17 protein-coding genes are annotated in these 16642 nt (G+C 72.9%); 7 read left to right on the top strand and 10 right to left on the bottom strand.

Annotated elements, in window-relative coordinates:
- The 4 genes from Sya03_RS30305 to acsA form a co-directional block, all read right to left on the bottom strand.
- Positions 1 to 304 (bottom strand): biotin/lipoyl-containing protein (locus tag Sya03_RS30305; RefSeq protein WP_308442171.1); only part of this gene is annotated, 304 nt, incomplete at its 3' end.
- On the bottom strand, positions 297 to 1277 hold the full coding sequence (locus tag Sya03_RS30300) for an alpha-ketoacid dehydrogenase subunit beta (protein WP_239107966.1): 981 nt from the start codon (positions 1275 to 1277) through the stop codon (positions 297 to 299). The genes Sya03_RS30305 and Sya03_RS30300, both read right to left, overlap by 8 nt.
- Positions 1274 to 2278: a pyruvate dehydrogenase (acetyl-transferring) E1 component subunit alpha gene (gene pdhA / locus Sya03_RS30295; RefSeq protein WP_203941881.1), complete on the bottom strand. Its 1005-nt coding sequence runs from the start codon at positions 2276 to 2278 to the stop codon at positions 1274 to 1276. Before pdhA ends, Sya03_RS30300 begins: the two co-directional genes overlap by 4 nt.
- Positions 2275 to 4053: an acetate--CoA ligase gene (acsA, locus tag Sya03_RS30290; protein WP_203941880.1), complete on the bottom strand. Its 1779-nt coding sequence runs from the start codon at positions 4051 to 4053 to the stop codon at positions 2275 to 2277. Before acsA ends, pdhA begins: the two co-directional genes overlap by 4 nt.
- 194 nt (positions 4054 to 4247) lie before the next feature.
- Between acsA and Sya03_RS30285 the strand changes: the two genes are divergently transcribed.
- Together Sya03_RS30285 and Sya03_RS31695 are read left to right on the top strand one after the other, a co-directional pair.
- Complete coding sequence (locus Sya03_RS30285; RefSeq protein ID WP_203941879.1) at positions 4248 to 4934, top strand: CBS domain-containing protein; 687 nt, start codon at positions 4248 to 4250, stop codon at positions 4932 to 4934.
- A 32-nt stretch (positions 4935 to 4966) separates the two neighbouring features.
- Positions 4967 to 5101, top strand: a complete 135-nt coding sequence (locus Sya03_RS31695) for a hypothetical protein (RefSeq protein ID WP_275411494.1) — start codon at positions 4967 to 4969, stop codon at positions 5099 to 5101.
- 154 nt (positions 5102 to 5255) lie between these two features.
- On the opposite strand, the gene Sya03_RS30280 is transcribed toward Sya03_RS31695, so the two are convergent.
- Positions 5256 to 5840 carry a hypothetical protein gene (locus Sya03_RS30280; RefSeq protein WP_203941878.1) on the bottom strand — a complete coding sequence of 195 codons (585 nt, stop codon included), beginning with the start codon at positions 5838 to 5840 and terminating at the stop codon, positions 5256 to 5258.
- Positions 5841 to 6046: 206 nt separating this feature from the next.
- Here Sya03_RS30280 and Sya03_RS30275 point away from each other — a divergent pair, with 206 nt between their 5' ends.
- On the top strand, positions 6047 to 6346 hold the full coding sequence (locus tag Sya03_RS30275; protein ID WP_203941877.1) for a metal-sensitive transcriptional regulator: 300 nt from the start codon (positions 6047 to 6049) through the stop codon (positions 6344 to 6346).
- Positions 6347 to 6393: 47 nt separating this feature from the next.
- Here the strand turns inward: Sya03_RS30275 and Sya03_RS30270 are convergent, their stop codons facing one another.
- The 3 genes from Sya03_RS30270 to Sya03_RS30260 are packed head-to-tail and all read right to left on the bottom strand — an operon-like array spanning position 6394 to position 9837.
- On the bottom strand, positions 6394 to 8652 hold the full coding sequence (locus Sya03_RS30270) for a heavy metal translocating P-type ATPase (protein WP_203941876.1): 2259 nt from the start codon (positions 8650 to 8652) through the stop codon (positions 6394 to 6396).
- Between the two features lie 10 nt (positions 8653 to 8662).
- A complete protein-coding gene (locus tag Sya03_RS30265) occupies positions 8663 to 9628 on the bottom strand; it encodes a DUF8832 domain-containing protein (protein WP_203941875.1) in 966 nt (321 codons plus the stop codon).
- Between the two features lie 2 nt (positions 9629 to 9630).
- Positions 9631 to 9837, bottom strand: coding sequence for a heavy-metal-associated domain-containing protein (locus Sya03_RS30260; protein ID WP_203941874.1), 207 nt, complete (start codon positions 9835 to 9837; stop codon positions 9631 to 9633).
- Between the two features lie 442 nt (positions 9838 to 10279).
- Here Sya03_RS30260 and Sya03_RS30255 point away from each other — a divergent pair, with 442 nt between their 5' ends.
- From Sya03_RS30255 to Sya03_RS30245, 3 genes are all read left to right on the top strand, one after another.
- Positions 10280 to 10645 carry a DUF6153 family protein gene (locus Sya03_RS30255; RefSeq protein ID WP_203941873.1) on the top strand — a complete coding sequence of 122 codons (366 nt, stop codon included), beginning with the start codon at positions 10280 to 10282 and terminating at the stop codon, positions 10643 to 10645.
- A 49-nt stretch (positions 10646 to 10694) separates the two neighbouring features.
- Positions 10695 to 11387, top strand: a complete 693-nt coding sequence (locus Sya03_RS30250; RefSeq protein ID WP_239107965.1) for a DUF305 domain-containing protein — start codon at positions 10695 to 10697, stop codon at positions 11385 to 11387.
- A 193-nt stretch (positions 11388 to 11580) separates the two neighbouring features.
- A complete protein-coding gene (locus tag Sya03_RS30245) occupies positions 11581 to 12288 on the top strand; it encodes a DUF1889 family protein (protein WP_203941872.1) in 708 nt (235 codons plus the stop codon).
- Positions 12289 to 12359: 71 nt separating this feature from the next.
- On the opposite strand, the gene Sya03_RS30240 is transcribed toward Sya03_RS30245, so the two are convergent.
- Positions 12360 to 14438, bottom strand: a complete 2079-nt coding sequence (locus Sya03_RS30240; protein ID WP_203941882.1) for a heavy metal translocating P-type ATPase — start codon at positions 14436 to 14438, stop codon at positions 12360 to 12362.
- A gap of 240 nt (positions 14439 to 14678) precedes the next feature.
- Positions 14679 to 15026 (bottom strand): hypothetical protein, encoded by a 348-nt coding sequence (locus Sya03_RS30235; protein ID WP_203941871.1) that lies wholly within the window; start codon positions 15024 to 15026, stop codon positions 14679 to 14681.
- Between the two features lie 251 nt (positions 15027 to 15277).
- Here Sya03_RS30235 and Sya03_RS30230 point away from each other — a divergent pair, with 251 nt between their 5' ends.
- Positions 15278 to 16624 (top strand): LVIVD repeat-containing protein, encoded by a 1347-nt coding sequence (locus tag Sya03_RS30230; RefSeq protein WP_203941870.1) that lies wholly within the window; start codon positions 15278 to 15280, stop codon positions 16622 to 16624.
- Positions 16625 to 16642: the final 18 nt, after the last annotated feature.

The following is a 16642-nucleotide window of genomic DNA, read 5'->3' as shown; positions in this document are numbered from 1 at the left end:
GTGCCGCGGGTGCCGCGGGTGCCGCGGGTGCCGCGGGCGGCGGGGCGGCGGCGGGGGCGGGGGGCTCGCCGTCCGTGACGATGGTCGCCAGTGCTGTGCCGACCGGCACGCGGGTGCCCGGAGCCACGAGCAGTTCCCCGACGGTGCCCGCGTCGAAGCACTCGACCTCGATGGCCGCCTTGTCGGTGTCCACCACGGCGACGACGTCGCCCCTGCGGACGGCCGCACCCGGCTCGACCAGCCATTCCAGCAGGACACCGTCGGTCATGTCGGCGCCCAGCGACGGCATCCGGAACTCAACCATCGACGCCCACCAGCTGCCGGGCCGCGGCGCGCACGGCGGCCGGCTGCGGCAGCGCCGCCTGTTCCAGCTGCGCGGCGTAGGGCATCGGCACCTCTGCGGAGCAGACCCGGCCCACCGGTGCGTCCAGCTCGTAGAACGCCTGCTCCGTGATGCGGGCCGAGATCTCCCCGGCGAGGCTGCCGGTGCGCCAGCCCTCGTCCACGACGACGGCGTGGTGGGTGCGGCTCACCGAGGCGACGAGCGTGGCGTCGTCGAGCGGGCGCAGGGTGCGCAGGTCGATGACCTCCGCGTCCACGCCGTCGGCGGCGAGCAGGTCGGCCGCGGCGAGGGCGGTGGGGACGGTGCCGCCGTAGCCGATGAGGGTGACGTCGCGGCCCGGCCGCCGGACCGCCGCCCGGTCGAGGTCGGCGGGGGAGGGGTCCGGCACCTCACCGGAGACGTTGTACAGCCCGCCGTGCTCGAAGACGATCACCGGGTCGGGGTCGGCCAGGGCGGTGGCGAGCATCCCCCGGGCGTCCGCCACGGTGGCCGGCGCCACGACCCGCAGGCCGGGGATGTGCGCGTACCAGACCTCCAGGCTGTGCGAGTGCTGCGCGGCGAGCTGCCGGCCGCCGCCGGTGGTCATGCGGATCACCAGCGGCACCCCGAACTGGCCGCCGGACATGTGCCGCAGCGTCGCCGCGTTGTTGAGGATCTGGTCGAGGGCGAGCAGGCTGAAGTTGACGGTCATGATCTCGACGATGGGCCGCAGGCCGCCGAGGGCGGCGCCGATGCCCGCACCGACGAACGCCGACTCCGACAGCGGGGTGTCCCGGATGCGGTCGGGGCCGAACTCCTCCAGCAGGCCGAGGCTGACGCCGAAGCACCCGCCGTAGCGGCCCACGTCCTCGCCCATCAGGAAGACACGGTCGTCCGCGCGCATCGCCTGCCGGATCGCCTCGCGCATCGCCTCGCGGTACGTCATGGTGGTCATCGCGTTCCCCGCCGCTCGCTGTGGACGAACCGGGTCAGGTCGGTGACCGGCTCGGCCGGCGACCGTTCGGCGAAGGCGACGGCGGCGTCCACGTCGGCCGTGACGGCCGCGTCGAGTCCGGCGAGGTCGGCCGCCTCGAGCTGGCCGTCGCCACGCATCCGGGCGCAGAGCAGCTCGATCGGGTCACGGAGCTTCCAGCGGGCGATCTCGGCCTTGTCCCGGTAGCGGTCCGAGTCGTACATCGAGTGAGCGCGGAAGCGGTAGGTCTGCAGCTCCAGGAAGCGGGGGCCGTGGCCGCCGCGGACGGCCCGCACCGCCTGGCGCGCCGCCTGCACGACGGCCTCGACGTCCATGCCGTCGACCGCCCGGGCGGTCATGCCGTACGAGCCGGCGCGGTGGGCGAGGTCGGTGACGGCCTGCGCCCGGTCGAGCGCGGTGCCCATGGCGTACTGGTTGTTCTCACAGCAGAACAGGACCGGCAGCCGCCACAGCGCGGCCAGGTTCAGGCACTCGTGGAACTCGCCCTCGGCGACCGCGCCGTCGCCGAAGAAGCACGCGGTCACGGCGTGGCGGCCGGTCAGTGCGTCCGCCAGCGCCAGCCCGACGGCGATCGGCAGTCCGCCGCCCACGATCGCGTTGCCGCCGTAGAACCGGGCGCCGGCGTCGAACAGGTGCATGGAACCCCCGCGACCGCGGCTGCAACCGTCGACGCGGCCGAACATCTCGGCCATCACCGCGTCGGCCGACACGCCGCGCGCCAGCGCGTGCCCGTGCTCCCGGTACGTGGACACGACGGCGTCGTCGGGCGTCAGCGCCGCCATCACCCCCGTGGCGACAGCCTCCTCGCCGATGTAGAGATGCATGAAGCCGCGGATGCGCGCCGCGCTGTACAGCTCGACGCAGCGCTCCTCGAACCGCCGGATGAGCAGCATGCGGCGCAGCAGGGTCAGTCGCTGTCCGGGCCCGGCGGTGCGGGCCGCGACGGTGGGGGTCCGGGTCATCGTGTGCTCTCCAGTGTGGACAGGTCACCTTCCGGCAGCCCCAGCTCGCGCGCCCGCAGCAGCCGGCGCATCACCTTGCCGCTGCGGGTGTGCGGCAGGTGGTCGTCGAAGACGATCTCCTTCGGCGCCAGCCCGCCGAGCCGGCGCCGGGCGAAGCCGAGCAGCTCCAGGCGCAGGTCGTCGGAGCGCTCGACGCCCGGCCGCAGCGTGACGAACGCCTTGACCACCTCACCCGCCACCGGGTCGGGCCGGCCGATCACCCCGGCCTCCGCCACGGTGGGGTGCTCCATCAGGACGTTCTCCACCTCGAACGGCCCGATCAGGTGCCCGGCCGACTTGATGACGTCGTCGCCCCGGCCGACGAACCAGAAGTAGCCGTCGGCGTCCTGCCGGGCCAGGTCGCCCGAGAGGTACCAGCCGTCGGCGAAGCACCGGGCATACCGCTCGGGCTCGTGCAGGTAGCCGCGGAACATCGACGGCCAGCCCGGCCGCAGCGCCAGCTCGCCGACGGCGCCGGGTTCCGCGATGACGCCGACGTGGCCGTCCGTGAGCCGGGCCCGGCCGTCCTCGCCGCGATCGAGCAGCGCCACCTCGACGCCGGGCAGTGGCCGGCCCATCGAGCCGGGCCGGATCTCCAGGCCCGCGAAGTTGCTGATCATGATGGCGCCGGTCTCGGTCTGCCACCAGTTGTCGTGCACGGGGCGGCCGAGCGCCTGCTGTCCCCAGACCACGACCTCCGGGTTGAGCGGCTCGCCGACGGAGGCGACGAACCGCAGCGCCGACAGGTCGTGCCCGCGGGCGAGCGTGGTGCCGTGGCGCATCAGCATCCGCAGGGCGGTCGGCGCCGTGTACCAGACGGTGACCCGCTCCTGCTCCAGTGTGCGGTACCAGCGCTGCGCGTCGAACTCGCCGGCGTCGACGACCACCGTGAGGCCGTGGGCCAGCGGCGCGACGATGCTGTACGAGGTGCCGGTGACCCACCCCGGGTCCGCGGTGCACCAGAACACGTCGTCGGGGTGCAGGTCGAGTGCGTACAGGGCGGTCGCGTAGTGGGCGACCACCGCCTCGTGGACGTGCACCGCGCCTTTCGGCCGGCCGGTCGTGCCGCTGGTGAAGTGCAGCAGCGCCATCTCACCCGGGTCGGTGGCGCCGACGACCCACCGCTCGTCGGCGCCGGCGAGCATGGCGCCGAGGCTGAGGGTGCCGGCCGGCGGCCGGTCGTCGCCGGTGACCAGGACGTGCCGCAGCCCCGGCAGCCGGTCGCGCACCGGCGCCACCTTGGCGGCGTACAGCTCGGGCGTGGTGACCAGGACGACGCCGTCGCCGCGATCGATCCGCTCGCGCACCGGCTCCGGGCCGAAGGCGGGGAACAGCGGGGACAGCACCGCGCCGAAGCGCAGCGTCCCCAGCGCCGCGACGTACAGGTCGGGCCCGCGGGGCAGCAGCAGGAAGACCCGGTCGCCGCGACGCACCCCGAGCCGGCCGAGCAGGTTGGCGAAGCGGCCGGTGCTGCGGCCCAGCTCGGCGTAGGTCAGTTCGGTGGTCACCCCGCGCCGGTCGAGGCAGCGCAGCGCGGTCTTGTACCGGTGCTCGGTGCCCAGGTGCCGGTCCACCGTCTCGTAGCCGATGTTCAGGCCGCCGCCGGGCAGGCCGTGCAGCCAGTCGCGCCGGGCGTGCTCCCAGGTGAAGTCGTGCCGGGCCCACGCGTACAGGCTCAGGTTGGCCCGGGCCCGCTCCGCGGGAGTCTTGAGGACGGGCTTCCACGGGCTGCTCATCGCCGTCTCCAGTCGTCGGCGGACGGGTCATCCCCATCGGAACGCATCGGGCAGCTCCCTGCCCAGGGCCCAACGGCCCGTTCCGGCGGCGCCGGCCGGGGACCGGAGGTCCCGCACGTCGTGACGGGTGGCCGGTGCGAGCCGCCGGCGTCCCGGCGCACGGTTGACGAAGGACACGCCAGAGGAGGTCCGTCATGAAGGAGTGGACCGTGGCCGACGTCATGACCGGGGACGTGTGCACCGTCCCCTCGGACATGCGGTACCGCGAGGTGGTCGACGTGCTGACCGGCGGGGGCATCAGCGCGGCCCCGGTCGTGGACGCGGCCGGCCGGGTCGTCGGCGTCGTCTCCGAGGCGGACCTGCTGCACCGGGTGGAGCTGGCGGGCCGCGGGGAGCGCCCCCGGCTGTTCGAGAGCCGGCACCGGCGCGCCGGGCGGACCCGGGCGGCCGCTCGCACGGCCGGCGAGCTGATGACCCGCCCCGCGGTGACCGTCACGACCGGGACGCCGATCTCCGCGGCGGCACGGCTGCTCGACCGGCGGAGGGTCAAGCGGCTCCCCGTGCTGGACGACACCGGCCGGCTCGCGGGAATCGTCTCCCGCAGCGACCTGCTGAAGATCCACCTGCGGGGCGATGCCGACATCCGCGCGGACGTGGCGGAGCTGGTGCGGCACGTCGTGCCCGAACCGGGCGCACTCGACGTGACGGTCACCGACGGTGTCGTCACCCTGGACGGGCGGGTCGAGCGGCGCACGACCGCCGAGGCGGTGGTGCAGCTCGCGGCGACGGTCGCGGGCGTGACGGACGTCGTCGACCGTGTCGGGTACGAGTTCTCCGACACGGATCCGCTGCGTCGTGGCACCCGGTTCGGCACCGCCTGACGCCGGCCCGTCGTCCGGGACGGCGCCCGCGGGTGCCACCTTCGGCCCTGGCGGTGGTGCGCAAGGTCGGTGCGCCCGGCCGGCCCGGACTCGGCGGGTGGCGGCCGGAGCGGCCCGGCGTCATCGCCGAGCTCCGCAGCCGCGGCCGCGCCCTGCCGCAGCACTGATGCGGTGGACTCACGAGGCCTGTGGGGGAGAGGCCGCCGTCGGGACCGGCGCTGCGACAGCGAGGACGCCCTCGCGCATGGAAGTCGCACGCCGCGCGGCGTCGCGGTCGGTACCGCGGGCGAGCAGGGCGTTCGATGTTCGGCTCGACGCAGGTCAGATCTGCGGACCGCGGGCGGTGAAGACGACGGTCGACGTGCCCTGCGCGGTGTCCACCTGGTACAGGTAGCACCCGGGTGCCCGGAGCCGCGTGTAGCTGGGGTAGTCCTTCCAGCCGCCGGACAACCCCTGATACCGGTCCACGTCGATGCCCAACTCCGGTGTCGGCGGATCCTCGAAGGCCACCTGGCCCGGTGCGTCGAGGCGCTTGCCGCGGATCAGCACCAGCCCGGTCACCGCCGGGTCGACGGCCCAGAGGACCTTCGCCCCGCCCCAGGTCGCGTCCTTCCAGGCGGCTGCGGCCATGTACTCGAGGACCGCGCCCGGGCCGAGGCCGGCCGGCCGGGCGGGTCCGTCACCCCACAGGCCGGCGAGCCGTGGATCTGGTTGTGCGCGGTGGCGGGTCACCGGGCAGCGTTCGCGGGCGGCCAGTGGTGCGACCGCCCATGGTCGGCGCACCGACGCGTACCGGTCGACTTCTGCCGACGGGGCGGCCGGAGCGCTGGCCGCCCGTCCTCCGCTGCCCGACTTGTGGGCAGCGTCGTCCTGTCCGGTGCATCCAGCGCCCAGCAGGGTCAGCACCGCAGCCGCTGCCGCGCGGGTTCGCGTCCGTAGCTTCACCTTCGTTCGCGAGCGTCACCTCGTGCGCGATCGCCGTCGACGGATCTCCCGGCGGCCAACGGTTGCTCGCGACTGCGCCTCCTCGACCTGATCGTACGCCGAGCGGGGACAGCTCGGATGACCTCGGCGGCACTGAGCCGATACCGGTATGGGGTACCATCGGAGGCATGGGTGACGAGGCGTCTGCGGGTCCACACGGGTACTCCGCGGAGAAGCAGGCCCTGCTGGCGCGGCTGAAGCGCATCGAGGGCCAGATCCGCGGGCTGCAGCGGATGGTGGACGAGGACACGTACTGCATCGACGTCCTGACGCAGATCTCGGCGGCGACGAAGGCGCTGCAGGCCGTGGCCGTCGGGCTGCTGGAGGATCACCTGCGGCACTGCGTGGTGCAGGCGGCGGCCGAGGGCAACCCGGACGCGAAGATCAAGGAAGCGACGACGGCCATCGCGCGTCTCGTGCGCTCCTGACAACCGGCGCGCCGCCGCCCCCAGGGCGGGGCGGCGGCGCAGGTCCGTCACTGCACGGTGGTGAAGCGGCGCAGCCGTAGGCTGTTCGCGACGACGAACACCGACGAGAACGCCATCGCGGCGCCCGCAATCATGGGGTTGAGCATCCCGGCCGCGGCGAGCGGCAGCGCGGCCACGTTGTACGCGAACGCCCAGAACAGGTTGCTCTTGATGATCCGCAGCGTGCGTCGGGACAGCCGGATCGCGTCGACGGCGGCCATGAGGTCGCCGCGGACCAGGGTCAGGTCGGACGCTTCAATCGCCACGTCGGTGCCGGTGCCCATGGCAAGGCCGAGGTCGGCCTGGGCGAGGGCGGCCGCGTCGTTGACGCCGTCGCCCACCATGGCGACGACCTTGCCGTCGGCCTGCAACCGCTTGACGGCGTCCACCTTGTCGGCGGGCAGCACCTCCGCGATGACCTCGTCGATGCCCACCTCGGCGGCGACCGCGCGGGCCACGGTCTCGTTGTCGCCGGTGAGCAACACCGGGGTGAGCCCGAGCCGGCGCAGGCCGGCGATGGCCTGCCGGCTGGTCGGCTTGACGACGTCGGCGACGGCCAGCACCCCGCGGGCCCGGCCGTCCCAGCCGACCACCACGGCGGTCCGCCCGGCGGCCTCCGCGGCCTGCTGAGCCCGTTCGACGGCGGCCGGGATCGTCAGCCCGTCCTGGCGCAGCAGCGGAAGCCGGCCGACGACGACCGTGCGGTCCGCGACGGTCCCGCGTACGCCGAGCCCTTCGGCGTTGGCGAAGCCGTCCACCGCCGGCAGTGAACCGTGGCGGTCCGCCGCGGCGCGGGCGATGGCCTGCGCGATCGGGTGCTCCGAGGCGGCCTCGACCGCGCCGGCCGTCCGCAGCAGCTCCTCGCCGTCCTCGCCGTCGGCGGGCGTGACGTCGACCAGGGTCATCCGGCCGGTGGTGACGGTGCCGGTCTTGTCGAGCACCACGGTGTCGACCGTGCGGGTCGATTCCAGGGTCTCGGGCCCCTTGATGAGGATGCCGAGCTGGGCGCCGCGGCCGGTGCCGACGAGCAGCGCGGTCGGGGTGGCCAGGCCGAGGGCGCACGGGCAGGCGATGATCAGGACGGCGACGGCGGCGGTGAACGCGGCCGTCCAGCCCGCCCCGCTGCCGACCCACCAGCCGAGCGTGCCCACTGCCAGAGCGATGACGACGGGCACGAACACGCCGGAGATGCGGTCGGCCAGGCGCTGGACCCGCGCCTTGCCGGTCTGCGCCTGCTCGACGAGCTTCGCCATCTGCGCCAGCTGGGTGTCGGAGCCGACGCGGGTGGCGCGCACGATCAGCCGGCCGCCGGCGTTGACGGTGGCGCCTACCACGGCGTCTCCGACGCCAACCTCGACCGGCACGGACTCCCCGGTGAGCATGCTGGCGTCGACGGCCGAGGAGCCGTCCTCGACGACGCCGTCGGTCGCGACTTTCTCGCCCGGCCGCACCACGAACCGGTCACCGACCTCCAGCGTGTCGGCAGGGATTCGGACCTCGGTACCGTCGCGCAGCACGGTGACGTCCTTGGCGCCGAGTTCGAGCAGGGCGCGCAGGGCGGCGCCGGCGCGGCGCTTGGAGCGGGCCTCGAAGTACCGGCCGGCCAGGATGAACGTGGTGACGCCGGCCGCTGCTTCGAGGTAGATGTTGGCGGCGCCGTCGGTGCGGCCGATGTCGAGGCTGAACGGGTGCGTCATGCCGGGCGTGCCGGCGGTGCCGAGGAACAGCGCCCTCAGCGACCAGCCGAACGCCGCGAGCGTGCCGAGCGACACCAGCGTGTCCATGGTCGCGGCGCCGTGTCGCAGGTTCGTCCACGCCGCCCTGTGGAACGGCAGCCCCCCGTAGACGACGACCGGCGCGGCGAGGGTCAGCGACAGCCACTGCCAGTACGTGAACTGCCAGGCCGGCACCATCGCCAGCAGGATCACCGGGACGCTCAGCGCGATCGACACCCACAGCCGGGTCCGTACGCTGTGCAGCTCATCGGCGGGTTGGGCCTGCTCGGCGGGGTCGCCGGCGCGCTGCGGTGGCGGGGGAAGGGCGGCGGTGTAGCCGGTCTTCTCCACGGTGGCGATCAGGTCGTCGGCGGTGACGTCGCCGTCGACGGTGACGCTGGCCTTCTCGGTGGCGTAGTTGACGGTGGCGGTGACGCCGTCCATGCGGTTGAGCTTCTTCTCGATCCGCGCGGCGCAGGAGGCGCACGTCATGCCGCCGATCGACAGCTCGATCAGGTTCGGTGCCGCCTGCAACGGCTTGACGGATGCCATGGAGCTCTCCTTACCCGTGGGTGTGGCCCGGCTCGCCGTGCCCGGACGGGCTCGGCGCGGGCGCCTCGGCGGCGGGAACGGGTGTGCCCGCCACCGCGGTGAAGGTCGCGGTACGCACCGTTCCGGCGTGCTGGAAGTCGAGGAACAGCCGATACGTGCCGGCCGAGGGAACCTCGGCGTGGAAGGTGACCTGCGGACCGGCGGCGGTCTGCCCGTCGCCCGGCGTGCCGTCGGGGTGCACGTGCAGGTACGCCAGGTCGCCGTCGCGCAGCGCGACGAGATGACCGTAGGCGCCGAGGTAGGGCTGCAGGTCCGTGACCGGTGCCCCGTCCTTGCTGACCGACAGGGTGAGCGTGGACGAGCTGCCCGGCGTCAGGTCGCCGTCGAGGGTGACGGTGTAGCCGTCGACCGTGACGGTGCGTGCGGCGGCGGGCAGGGGCTGCGGCTGGTAGTCGCCGGGTGCGGGCACGTCGACGCCGAGGGTGAGGCCGTCGGCGTGGCCGGCGGGCTGGAAGTCGGCGAAGACGCGGTACTGCCCGGGCGCGCCGACGGCGAACGGGATCGACCAGGTGCCGTCGGCGTCGAGGGCGGGGTGCACGTGCTGGAAGCCGGACAGGTCGCGGCGCACCACGATGAGGTGCATGTCCTTGTCGTGGGTGGTGGTGTACCGGGTGACCGGGGCGCCGTCCGGGCCGAGGATCTGGAAGCGGAACGGTTCCGGATCGCCGGTTGCCAGGGTGCCCGACACGGGGGTGAGGCGGTAGCCGTCCTGGATGACCTGAAGGCCGCCAGGCAGGTGGGTGGCGCCGGGGTCGCCGGATGGCGTGGAGCCGGCGCCGTGGGCGGCGGCGCCGCTGTGGCTGTCAGTGGCCGGCGCGGCCCGGGTCGGCCCGGCCAGCCGGCCGAGCCCCACCGAGGCCGCGAACACGGCCGCCAGCCCGAGCGCGAAGGCGCCGAGGCGGATGGGGGTGCGCATGACTACCTCGCGAGTTCGTAACCGGCCTCGTCGACGGCGGCGGCGACGGCCGCATCGTCGAGGGGCTGGTCACTGGTGACGGTGACGGCGCCGCTGCCCAGGTCGACCTGGACATCGGTGACGCCGGGGATCTGCTTGACCTCGGAACCGACCGAGTTGACGCAGTGCGAGCAGGTCATGCCAGTCACGGTGTAGGTCTTCGTCGCCATGACGATCATCCCTTCGATGCGGTCGTGCGGGCGCTCGAGAGGCGCCGCTGACGTTACTCTACCCGTACCCCCCAGGGGTATCAAGAGCGGGTCGCCGTGACGGGCGGCACGGGGCGGGAGTCACTCCTCGTGGTCTGCGACGCGGGGTCAGGTCGACCAGCCACCGAGGCAGTGGTCCCGCAGTGTTCGCAGAACTCGTCGGTCAGGCGACAGAGGCCAGCGCGCTGCGACGCGACTGCCCGACCGTTTGCAGTGCCGGCGACGACGGGGGCGGAGAGCCGCGACAGTGCCCGAGCACCGCCGCGTCTGCGGGGAGGCGTGCGGGCAGCTGCTCGCGTCCCTCGGCTGAGCGCGACCCGTGGCTAGACTGCGGATGATGACCCACGTCGGCTCCGAACCTTCCGCCCGCTTCCGCGGTCGCGGGCCGGCGTGGTGGTCCCGGATGCTCCTGCTCTCGGCCACCCTGGTCGGGCTGGTCACCATGCACCAGTTCGCCGGAGCCGTGGGCTCGTCGGCTCACCACGCGGCCGCGGCTGACGTGGCCGTCGCCGCCTCGCAGCACCAGGCCACCGAGCCGGTCTGTGACCACCCCGGTGATTGCCCCGATGACACGCACGGCCATCCCGGGCAGGTCTGCCAGGCCAAGCCCGGCACCGCCGCGGCGGTGCCCCCGCCTCCGCTCGTCGCGCTTCCGCCGATCCCGGCGGCGGCGTCGGCGAACAGCCCGGCGACGGCCGACCGGGACGCCCGCGGCGGCAGCGGCTGCGGCCCGCCAGGCCGGGCCGCACTCGCGGTCTGGCGCATCTAGGCCGACTCCTCACCCCGCACTCACCCACCGCGCGCCCCGCGGTGCGGGCATGCGCGCGTCCATCACCGCTGATGAACTGAGGAGTCCTTTCACCATGAGCAAGCGATCACTGTCCGGCCGCCGCCTGACCGGCGTCACCGTCACCGCCGTCGCAGTCCTGGCCGTCGCGACCGGGTGCGGCGGCGGCGACCACAGCAGCTCCACCGGCGGCCACAACACCGGTGGCGCCCCCTCGGCCGGCGCGTCCGCCCAGCCGGGCGTTCAGCACAGCCAGGCGGACATCACCTTCGCCCAGTCCATGATCCCGCACCACCAGCAGGCCCTGGAGATGGCGACCACCGCCGAGACCAAGGCATCCAGGCCCGAGATCAAGGCCCTCGCCGCGGAGATCAAGCAGGCCCAGGGGCCCGAGATCGAGCAGATGACGGCGTGGCTGGCGAACTGGGGCGCCGCAGCCGCGTCGATGCCGCCGGGGGAGACCCACGGCGGTGGTCACGACGGCGGCGCCATGCCGGGGATGATGACGGCCGAGGAGATGGCGAAGTTCGCCGCCGCCGGCGGCGCGGAGTTCGACCGGATGTTCCTCGAGATGATGATCGAGCACCACAAGGGTGCCATTGAGATGGCCAAGACCGAGCAGCAGCAGGGAGTGAACGCCGACGCCAAGGCCCTCGCCGCGACCATCGAGAAGGATCAGGCGGCCGAGATCACCGAGATGCAAGCGCTCCTCACCAGCAAGTAGTCCTTGTCGGGTACGCCGCGCGGGCGTCGTGAGCCGGGCCCGCGCGGCGCAGCCGTCTGCCGGCCGCTACGACCAACCACCATGCGAATGAGGTGTCGCCCTGCAACGCCACGTAGCCAGATGCTGTCGGTGGGTGCGCTAACAGTCTCCTTCCAGGCCCGATGAGCAGGGGAGCGAGATGTTTGATCGGCACGTGGACTACCCGACGGCGATCGCCAGCTACGACGACGAGGGAGTAGACGCGGCGATCGACTGGTGCTGCCAGCACATGGAGAACGGCGACACGCTGACCGTCTGGACCTATCAGAAGTCGAACCTGCGGAATTGCGCCCCGCTGGAGCGCCTTGTAGCGCAGCACTCCGACGTTGAGCATGTGACCGGCAGGGGCGGCGGATTCACACGTGGCAAGGGTCCGGTGTTGCTGGCGTGGGCGGACATGGAAGACATCGGGAAGCTGATCCAGTACGGCGGGCACGGCATCCGGGCGCTGTGTGTCATCACCTGGAACGATGAAGCGATCAGGCCCTGGGTGTCAGCCGTAAGGCCAGCGGTTCTCGGTGACGGATCGGCGTGGGACGACTCCGCCCTCGACATCGATCCGGTGGTCGTCCAAGCGGTGGAAAGCCTGACGCGGACGATGAATCACAACAACACCATCTCGGCCGGCTTCGAGAAGGACAACGTCGTCAGCACCCTGCTGGCGCTTCACGACGCCGGCATCAGGTTGAACGGTGAGGCGATGCAGGGTTGGGCTCTCGCGCACGGGTGGTCCGGCAAGAACCCCGTGCGTCTGGCCGGCTATGTCCAGGACATCAACGCGGGGAAGCGCCCTCGGTGCCGCAGCGTGCTCCGTGCGGACTATATCGATCACCTGCGGCGCCGAGCTGCGGGCGACGACTAGCGGAGTCTGATCGCGCGTTTGGGAGCGGCCAGTGCGTTGGGGCCCCAGGAGGGACCGGGGCCCCGGACGTCTCATCGCTGGTCGGGCGTCAGCCGGACACGGCGCAGGAGCTGGGCGTTGAGCGCCACCACGATGGTGGAGGCGGACATCAGCACGGCGCCGATGGCCGGGCTGAGGGTGATGCCGGCCCAGGCGAGCACGCCGGCCGCGAGCGGGATGGCGATCACGTTGTAGCCGGCGGCCCAGGCGAGGTTCTGGATCATCTTGCGGTACGAGGCCTTGGACAGCCGGATCACGCCGGTGACGCCGCGCGGGTCGGACGAGGCGAGCACGACGCCGGCGGACTCGATCGCCACGTCCGTTCCGGCGCCGATGGCCAGGCCGACGTCGGCGCGGGCCAGGGCGGGGGCGTCGTTGACGCCGTCGCCGACCATGGCGACGGTCAGTCCGCGGGCCTGCAGCTCGGCGACCGCCCGGTCCTTGTCGGCGGGCAGGACCTCGGCGAAGACCTCGTCGACGCCGGGCCGGAAGCCCAGATCGGCGGCGACCGCCTCGGCCACCGGACGGGCGTCCCCGGTGATCATGACGATCTTCTTGACGCCCTGCTCGCGCAGCTGGGCGATGGCCTGGCGCGCCTCGGGACGGACCTCGTCCTCCAGGGCGAAGGCGCCGAGCACCTCGGGACCGTGGCCCGCCTGCATCCGGACCAGGTGAAGCACCGCGGCGCCGCGCGGCGACCAGCCCTGCGCCGTCTGCGCCAGGTCGTCCGGGACGGTGGCCCCCAGCTCCCGCAGCAGCGACGGCCCACCGACTGCGTACGTGTCGGCGCCGACAACGGCCTGCACGCCGCGGCCGGTCAGGGACCGGAAGTCGTGTGCGGTCGCGTGTAGCCCGCGGTCGTGCGCCACGGCGACCAGCGCCCGCGCGAGCGGGTGTTCGCTGTCGGCCTCGACCGCGCCGGCCAAGCGCAGCACGTCGCCCTGGTCGTGCCCGGCGGTGGCGGCAACGGCGGTGACGGTGTGCGCGCCCTTGGTCAGCGTGCCGGTCTTGTCGAACAGCACCGCGTCGACGGTGCGCATGCGCTCCAGGGCGAGGCGGTCCTTGACCAGGATGCCGGCCTTGGCCGACACGGCGGTGGACAGGGCGATCACCAGGGGGATGGCCAGGCCGAGCGCGTGCGGGCAGGCGATGACCAGCACCGTCACGGTCCGCACCACGGACTGGTCGACGTCGCCGAGCGCCCACCACACCGCGAAGGTGATCAGCGCGGCGGCGGTGGCGATGTAGAACAGCATGGCGGCGAACCGGTCGGCGAGGACCTGGGCGCGGCCGCTGCTCGCCTGGGCCTGGGCGACGAGCCGGCCGATGCCGGCCAGGGCGGTGTTCTCGCCGATGGCCTCGACGCGGACGCGGATCGCCGAGTCGGTGGCGACGGTGCCGGCGACGACCCGGTCGCGGACGCTGCGTGAGACCGGCCGCGACTCGCCGGTGATCATGGACTCGTCGAGTTCGGCGGCGCCGTCGACGATGCGCCCGTCGGCGGGGACCCGGCCGCCGGAGCGGACCAGGACCGTGTCGCCGACCTGGAGCGCCGATACCGGCACCCGCTCGACGGTGCCGTCGCCGGCGATGCGCTCCGCGTCGTCCGGAAGCAGCGCGGCCAGCGCGGCGAGCGCGCCCTGCGCCTGGCCGATGGCCTTCATCTCCTGCCAGTGACCGAGCAGCATGATGGTGACCAGGGCGGCGAGCTCCCACCAGAAGTCCAGGTCGAAGGCGCCGACGCTGGTGGCGAGGGAGGCCGCGTAGGCGACCGTGATGGCCATCGAGATCAGCAGCATCATGCCCGGGGCGCGGTCGCGGATCTCGCTGACGGCGCCGGCGAGGAACGGCCAGCCGCCGTAGAAGAAGACGACTGAGCCGAAAACCGGGCCGACCCAGCTCATCCCCGGGAAGTCGAGGCTGTAGCCGAACCAGTCCATCACCATGTGGCTCGTCACCACGATCGGGACGGTCAGGACCAGGCTCAGCCAGAACTTGCGCCGGAACGCCTCAGGGTCATGGCCGGCGTGCTTGTCATGGCCGCCGTGCGCTCCGTGGCCGCCGCTCGCGTCCATGTCGTGACCCGCGTGCGCGTTGTGGTCCTCGGGCATCGCGGCGGTCGCCGGACCGGCGGAGCGCCCGTGGTCGTCGCCATGTCCGTGATGCTGCTCGGTGTGGTGGCCGGACGTGTCATGGGTGGTGTCGCTGTGTCGCATGGTGGCTCCCTCCGATCCGAGACTATACCCCCTGGGGGTACCGGTAAAGGCCCTGTGCTGTGTCTCGGCCATCACGATTCGCCGCGGCGCGACCTCGCGGTGGGCGGGGGGCTCGCGGTGCCGGGCGCGATGCCGTCAGGCGGTTCCCCTGTCATGACTGCCGAGGCTCTGGAAGGACACGGTTGAGGAGCACCGCCGTTCGGTCCGCGACACGACGCTCGACGCCGTTGCGGACATCGTCGCCGGCCAAGGACTGACCGCGGGCCGGGGAGGCGGATCGCTGCCGTCCTGACGGCGTACGCCGGCATCCGGCGCGGCCAGCGCTCGGCCGACGTGGCTGCAGCCCTCCATCGAGGCGATCACGTCGCGCACGCCACGCGGCACCTGCAGCACCTCATCCGAGACCTGCTCGCCGACGGCATCGTCACCGGCGACGGGCGGGACGACATCCCGCCCGCCTAACTCGCCGCCTACTGCATCCACGCGCTCTCAGCGTCCGCGGACCTGCCGTCGGAGGCCGCCGTGCGCCGCCTGGTCGCCGTCACCCTCGACGGCCTCCGGCCGGCTGCCCAGGCAGGCGGCGCGGCGGGTTGACGCACTGAGCGAATTCCGGCTGCACGACGCCGCTTGTCGTCCGATGTCCTCAGTGCTCGACCGGGAGGAACGTGACAGGAAAGCGATCCCGGCTCGGGGAGGCGAGCATGGTACAGAGCAGACGTCTGGCGGTTGTGGTCTTGGCGATCTTCGCCCTGCTGGTACCGGCGACACCCGGCAGTGCCGGACACGACGGCGACCCGGGGACCCGTAACCTGCAGCCGGCCGGACACACCGCCGACAATCGACCGGCCACCGACTTCTTCCAGCCCTTCTTCACCGACGTGGCGTTCTGGGGGAAGCTCGCCTATCAGGGCGTGTGGTGGGGCGGATTCCGGATCATCGACGTGTCCCGGCCCCACTCCCCGCGCGTGCTGTCGGAGGTGGACTGCGGGGTGTTCCAGGGCGACGTCGGCGTGTGGGGCAACCTGGTCTTCCGCTCGGTCGACGCCCCCGTCACCGCAACGACGGCGCAAGGGACCTGCAACAACGACAGTCCCGCGGTGCTCTCGCAGACGGGCGGCTTCGAGGGCATCCAGATCTTCCGCGTCCGAGACACCCGGCGAGCGAGTGCCCGCGACCTGGTCACGGTCGTCGGCACGGACTGCGGCTCGCACACCCACACCGTGGTTCCTGACCCGCGCAACGACCGGGTGCTGATCTACGTGTCCAGCAGCGGCGCGGCACCCGAGTACCCGAGGACGCGGTTCGGCAACCGCTGCGCGGCCGAGCACGGCAAGTTCCAGATCGTCGAGGTGCCGCTGCGCGCGCCGCACCGGGCGCGCGTCGTGGCGGACGTCCCGCTCGGCCGGTCCGCAGGCGCGGTCGTGGCGAACGACTGTCACGACATCGGCGTGCTCATCAACCGCGGCCGCCGGCTCGCCGTGTGCGCCGGTGACGTCTCGGTGGTCTTCGACATCAGCAACCCCGCCAGGCCCCGGTTCCTGCGGAGCTTCACCGTTCCCGGTGTCAGCTCGTGGCACTCCGGCCAGTTCAGCTACGACGGCCGCGTGACCGTCATGGGCTGGGAGCCGGGCGGCGGCGTGGCGCCCGAGTGCGAGGCGACCGACCCGGCGATCAACAAGAGCATCTTCTTCTTCGAGACCGCCACCGGTCGCCTGCTGGGCACCTGGGTGCTGCCCAGGCCGCAGGCTGCCACCGAGAACTGCACCATCCACAACTACGGCATCGTGCCCACCGCCCGGCGCGACGTCCTCGTCACCGGCGCCTATCAGGCCGGCACCTGGGTCGTCGACTTCACCGATCCCCGAAGGCCGCGCACGGTCGCCTGGTCGGACCCACGCCCGCAGGATCCCGCCAACCTGACGCTGGCCGGGGCCTGGGGCAGCTACTGGTACAACGGCCGCATCTTCGAAACGAACATCACCGAGGGACTCAACACCTTCCAGCTGAAGGACCGGGTTGTTCGAGGCGCCCGGTGGCAGCCCTTCCTCAACCCGCAGACGCAGCTCGGCCCGGTGGGCTGAACGCAAGGGGCAGGGGTG

The sequence above is a fragment of the Spirilliplanes yamanashiensis genome (assembly GCF_016863475.1).
Lineage (GTDB): Bacteria > Actinomycetota > Actinomycetes > Mycobacteriales > Micromonosporaceae > Spirilliplanes > Spirilliplanes yamanashiensis.
The sequence above is the reverse complement of the archived record's forward strand: the minus strand, read 5'-3'. Positions and strand labels throughout refer to the sequence as shown.

Bases quoted from the DNA above. Each gene is read 5' to 3' on its own strand.
- Sya03_RS30260 (WP_203941874.1), bottom strand. From the start codon at position 9,837: ATGGCGACGAAGACCTACACCGTGACTGGCATGACCTGCTCGCACTGC.
- Sya03_RS30300 (WP_239107966.1), bottom strand. From the start codon at position 1,277: ATGACCACCATGACGTACCGCGAGGCGATGCGCGAGGCGATCCGGCAG.
- Sya03_RS30285 (WP_203941879.1), top strand. From the start codon at position 4,248: ATGAAGGAGTGGACCGTGGCCGACGTCATGACCGGGGACGTGTGCACC.
- Sya03_RS30265 (WP_203941875.1), bottom strand. From the start codon at position 9,628: ATGCGCACCCCCATCCGCCTCGGCGCCTTCGCGCTCGGGCTGGCGGCC.
- Sya03_RS30255 (WP_203941873.1), top strand. From the start codon at position 10,280: ATGCTCCTGCTCTCGGCCACCCTGGTCGGGCTGGTCACCATGCACCAG.
- Sya03_RS30275 (WP_203941877.1), top strand. From the start codon at position 6,047: ATGGGTGACGAGGCGTCTGCGGGTCCACACGGGTACTCCGCGGAGAAG.
- Sya03_RS30270 (WP_203941876.1), bottom strand. From the start codon at position 8,652: ATGGCATCCGTCAAGCCGTTGCAGGCGGCACCGAACCTGATCGAGCTG.
- pdhA (WP_203941881.1), bottom strand. From the start codon at position 2,278: ATGACCCGGACCCCCACCGTCGCGGCCCGCACCGCCGGGCCCGGACAG.
- acsA (WP_203941880.1), bottom strand. From the start codon at position 4,053: ATGAGCAGCCCGTGGAAGCCCGTCCTCAAGACTCCCGCGGAGCGGGCC.
- Sya03_RS30240 (WP_203941882.1), bottom strand. From the start codon at position 14,438: ATGCCCGAGGACCACAACGCGCACGCGGGTCACGACATGGACGCGAGC.
- Sya03_RS30250 (WP_239107965.1), top strand. From the start codon at position 10,695: ATGCGCGCGTCCATCACCGCTGATGAACTGAGGAGTCCTTTCACCATG.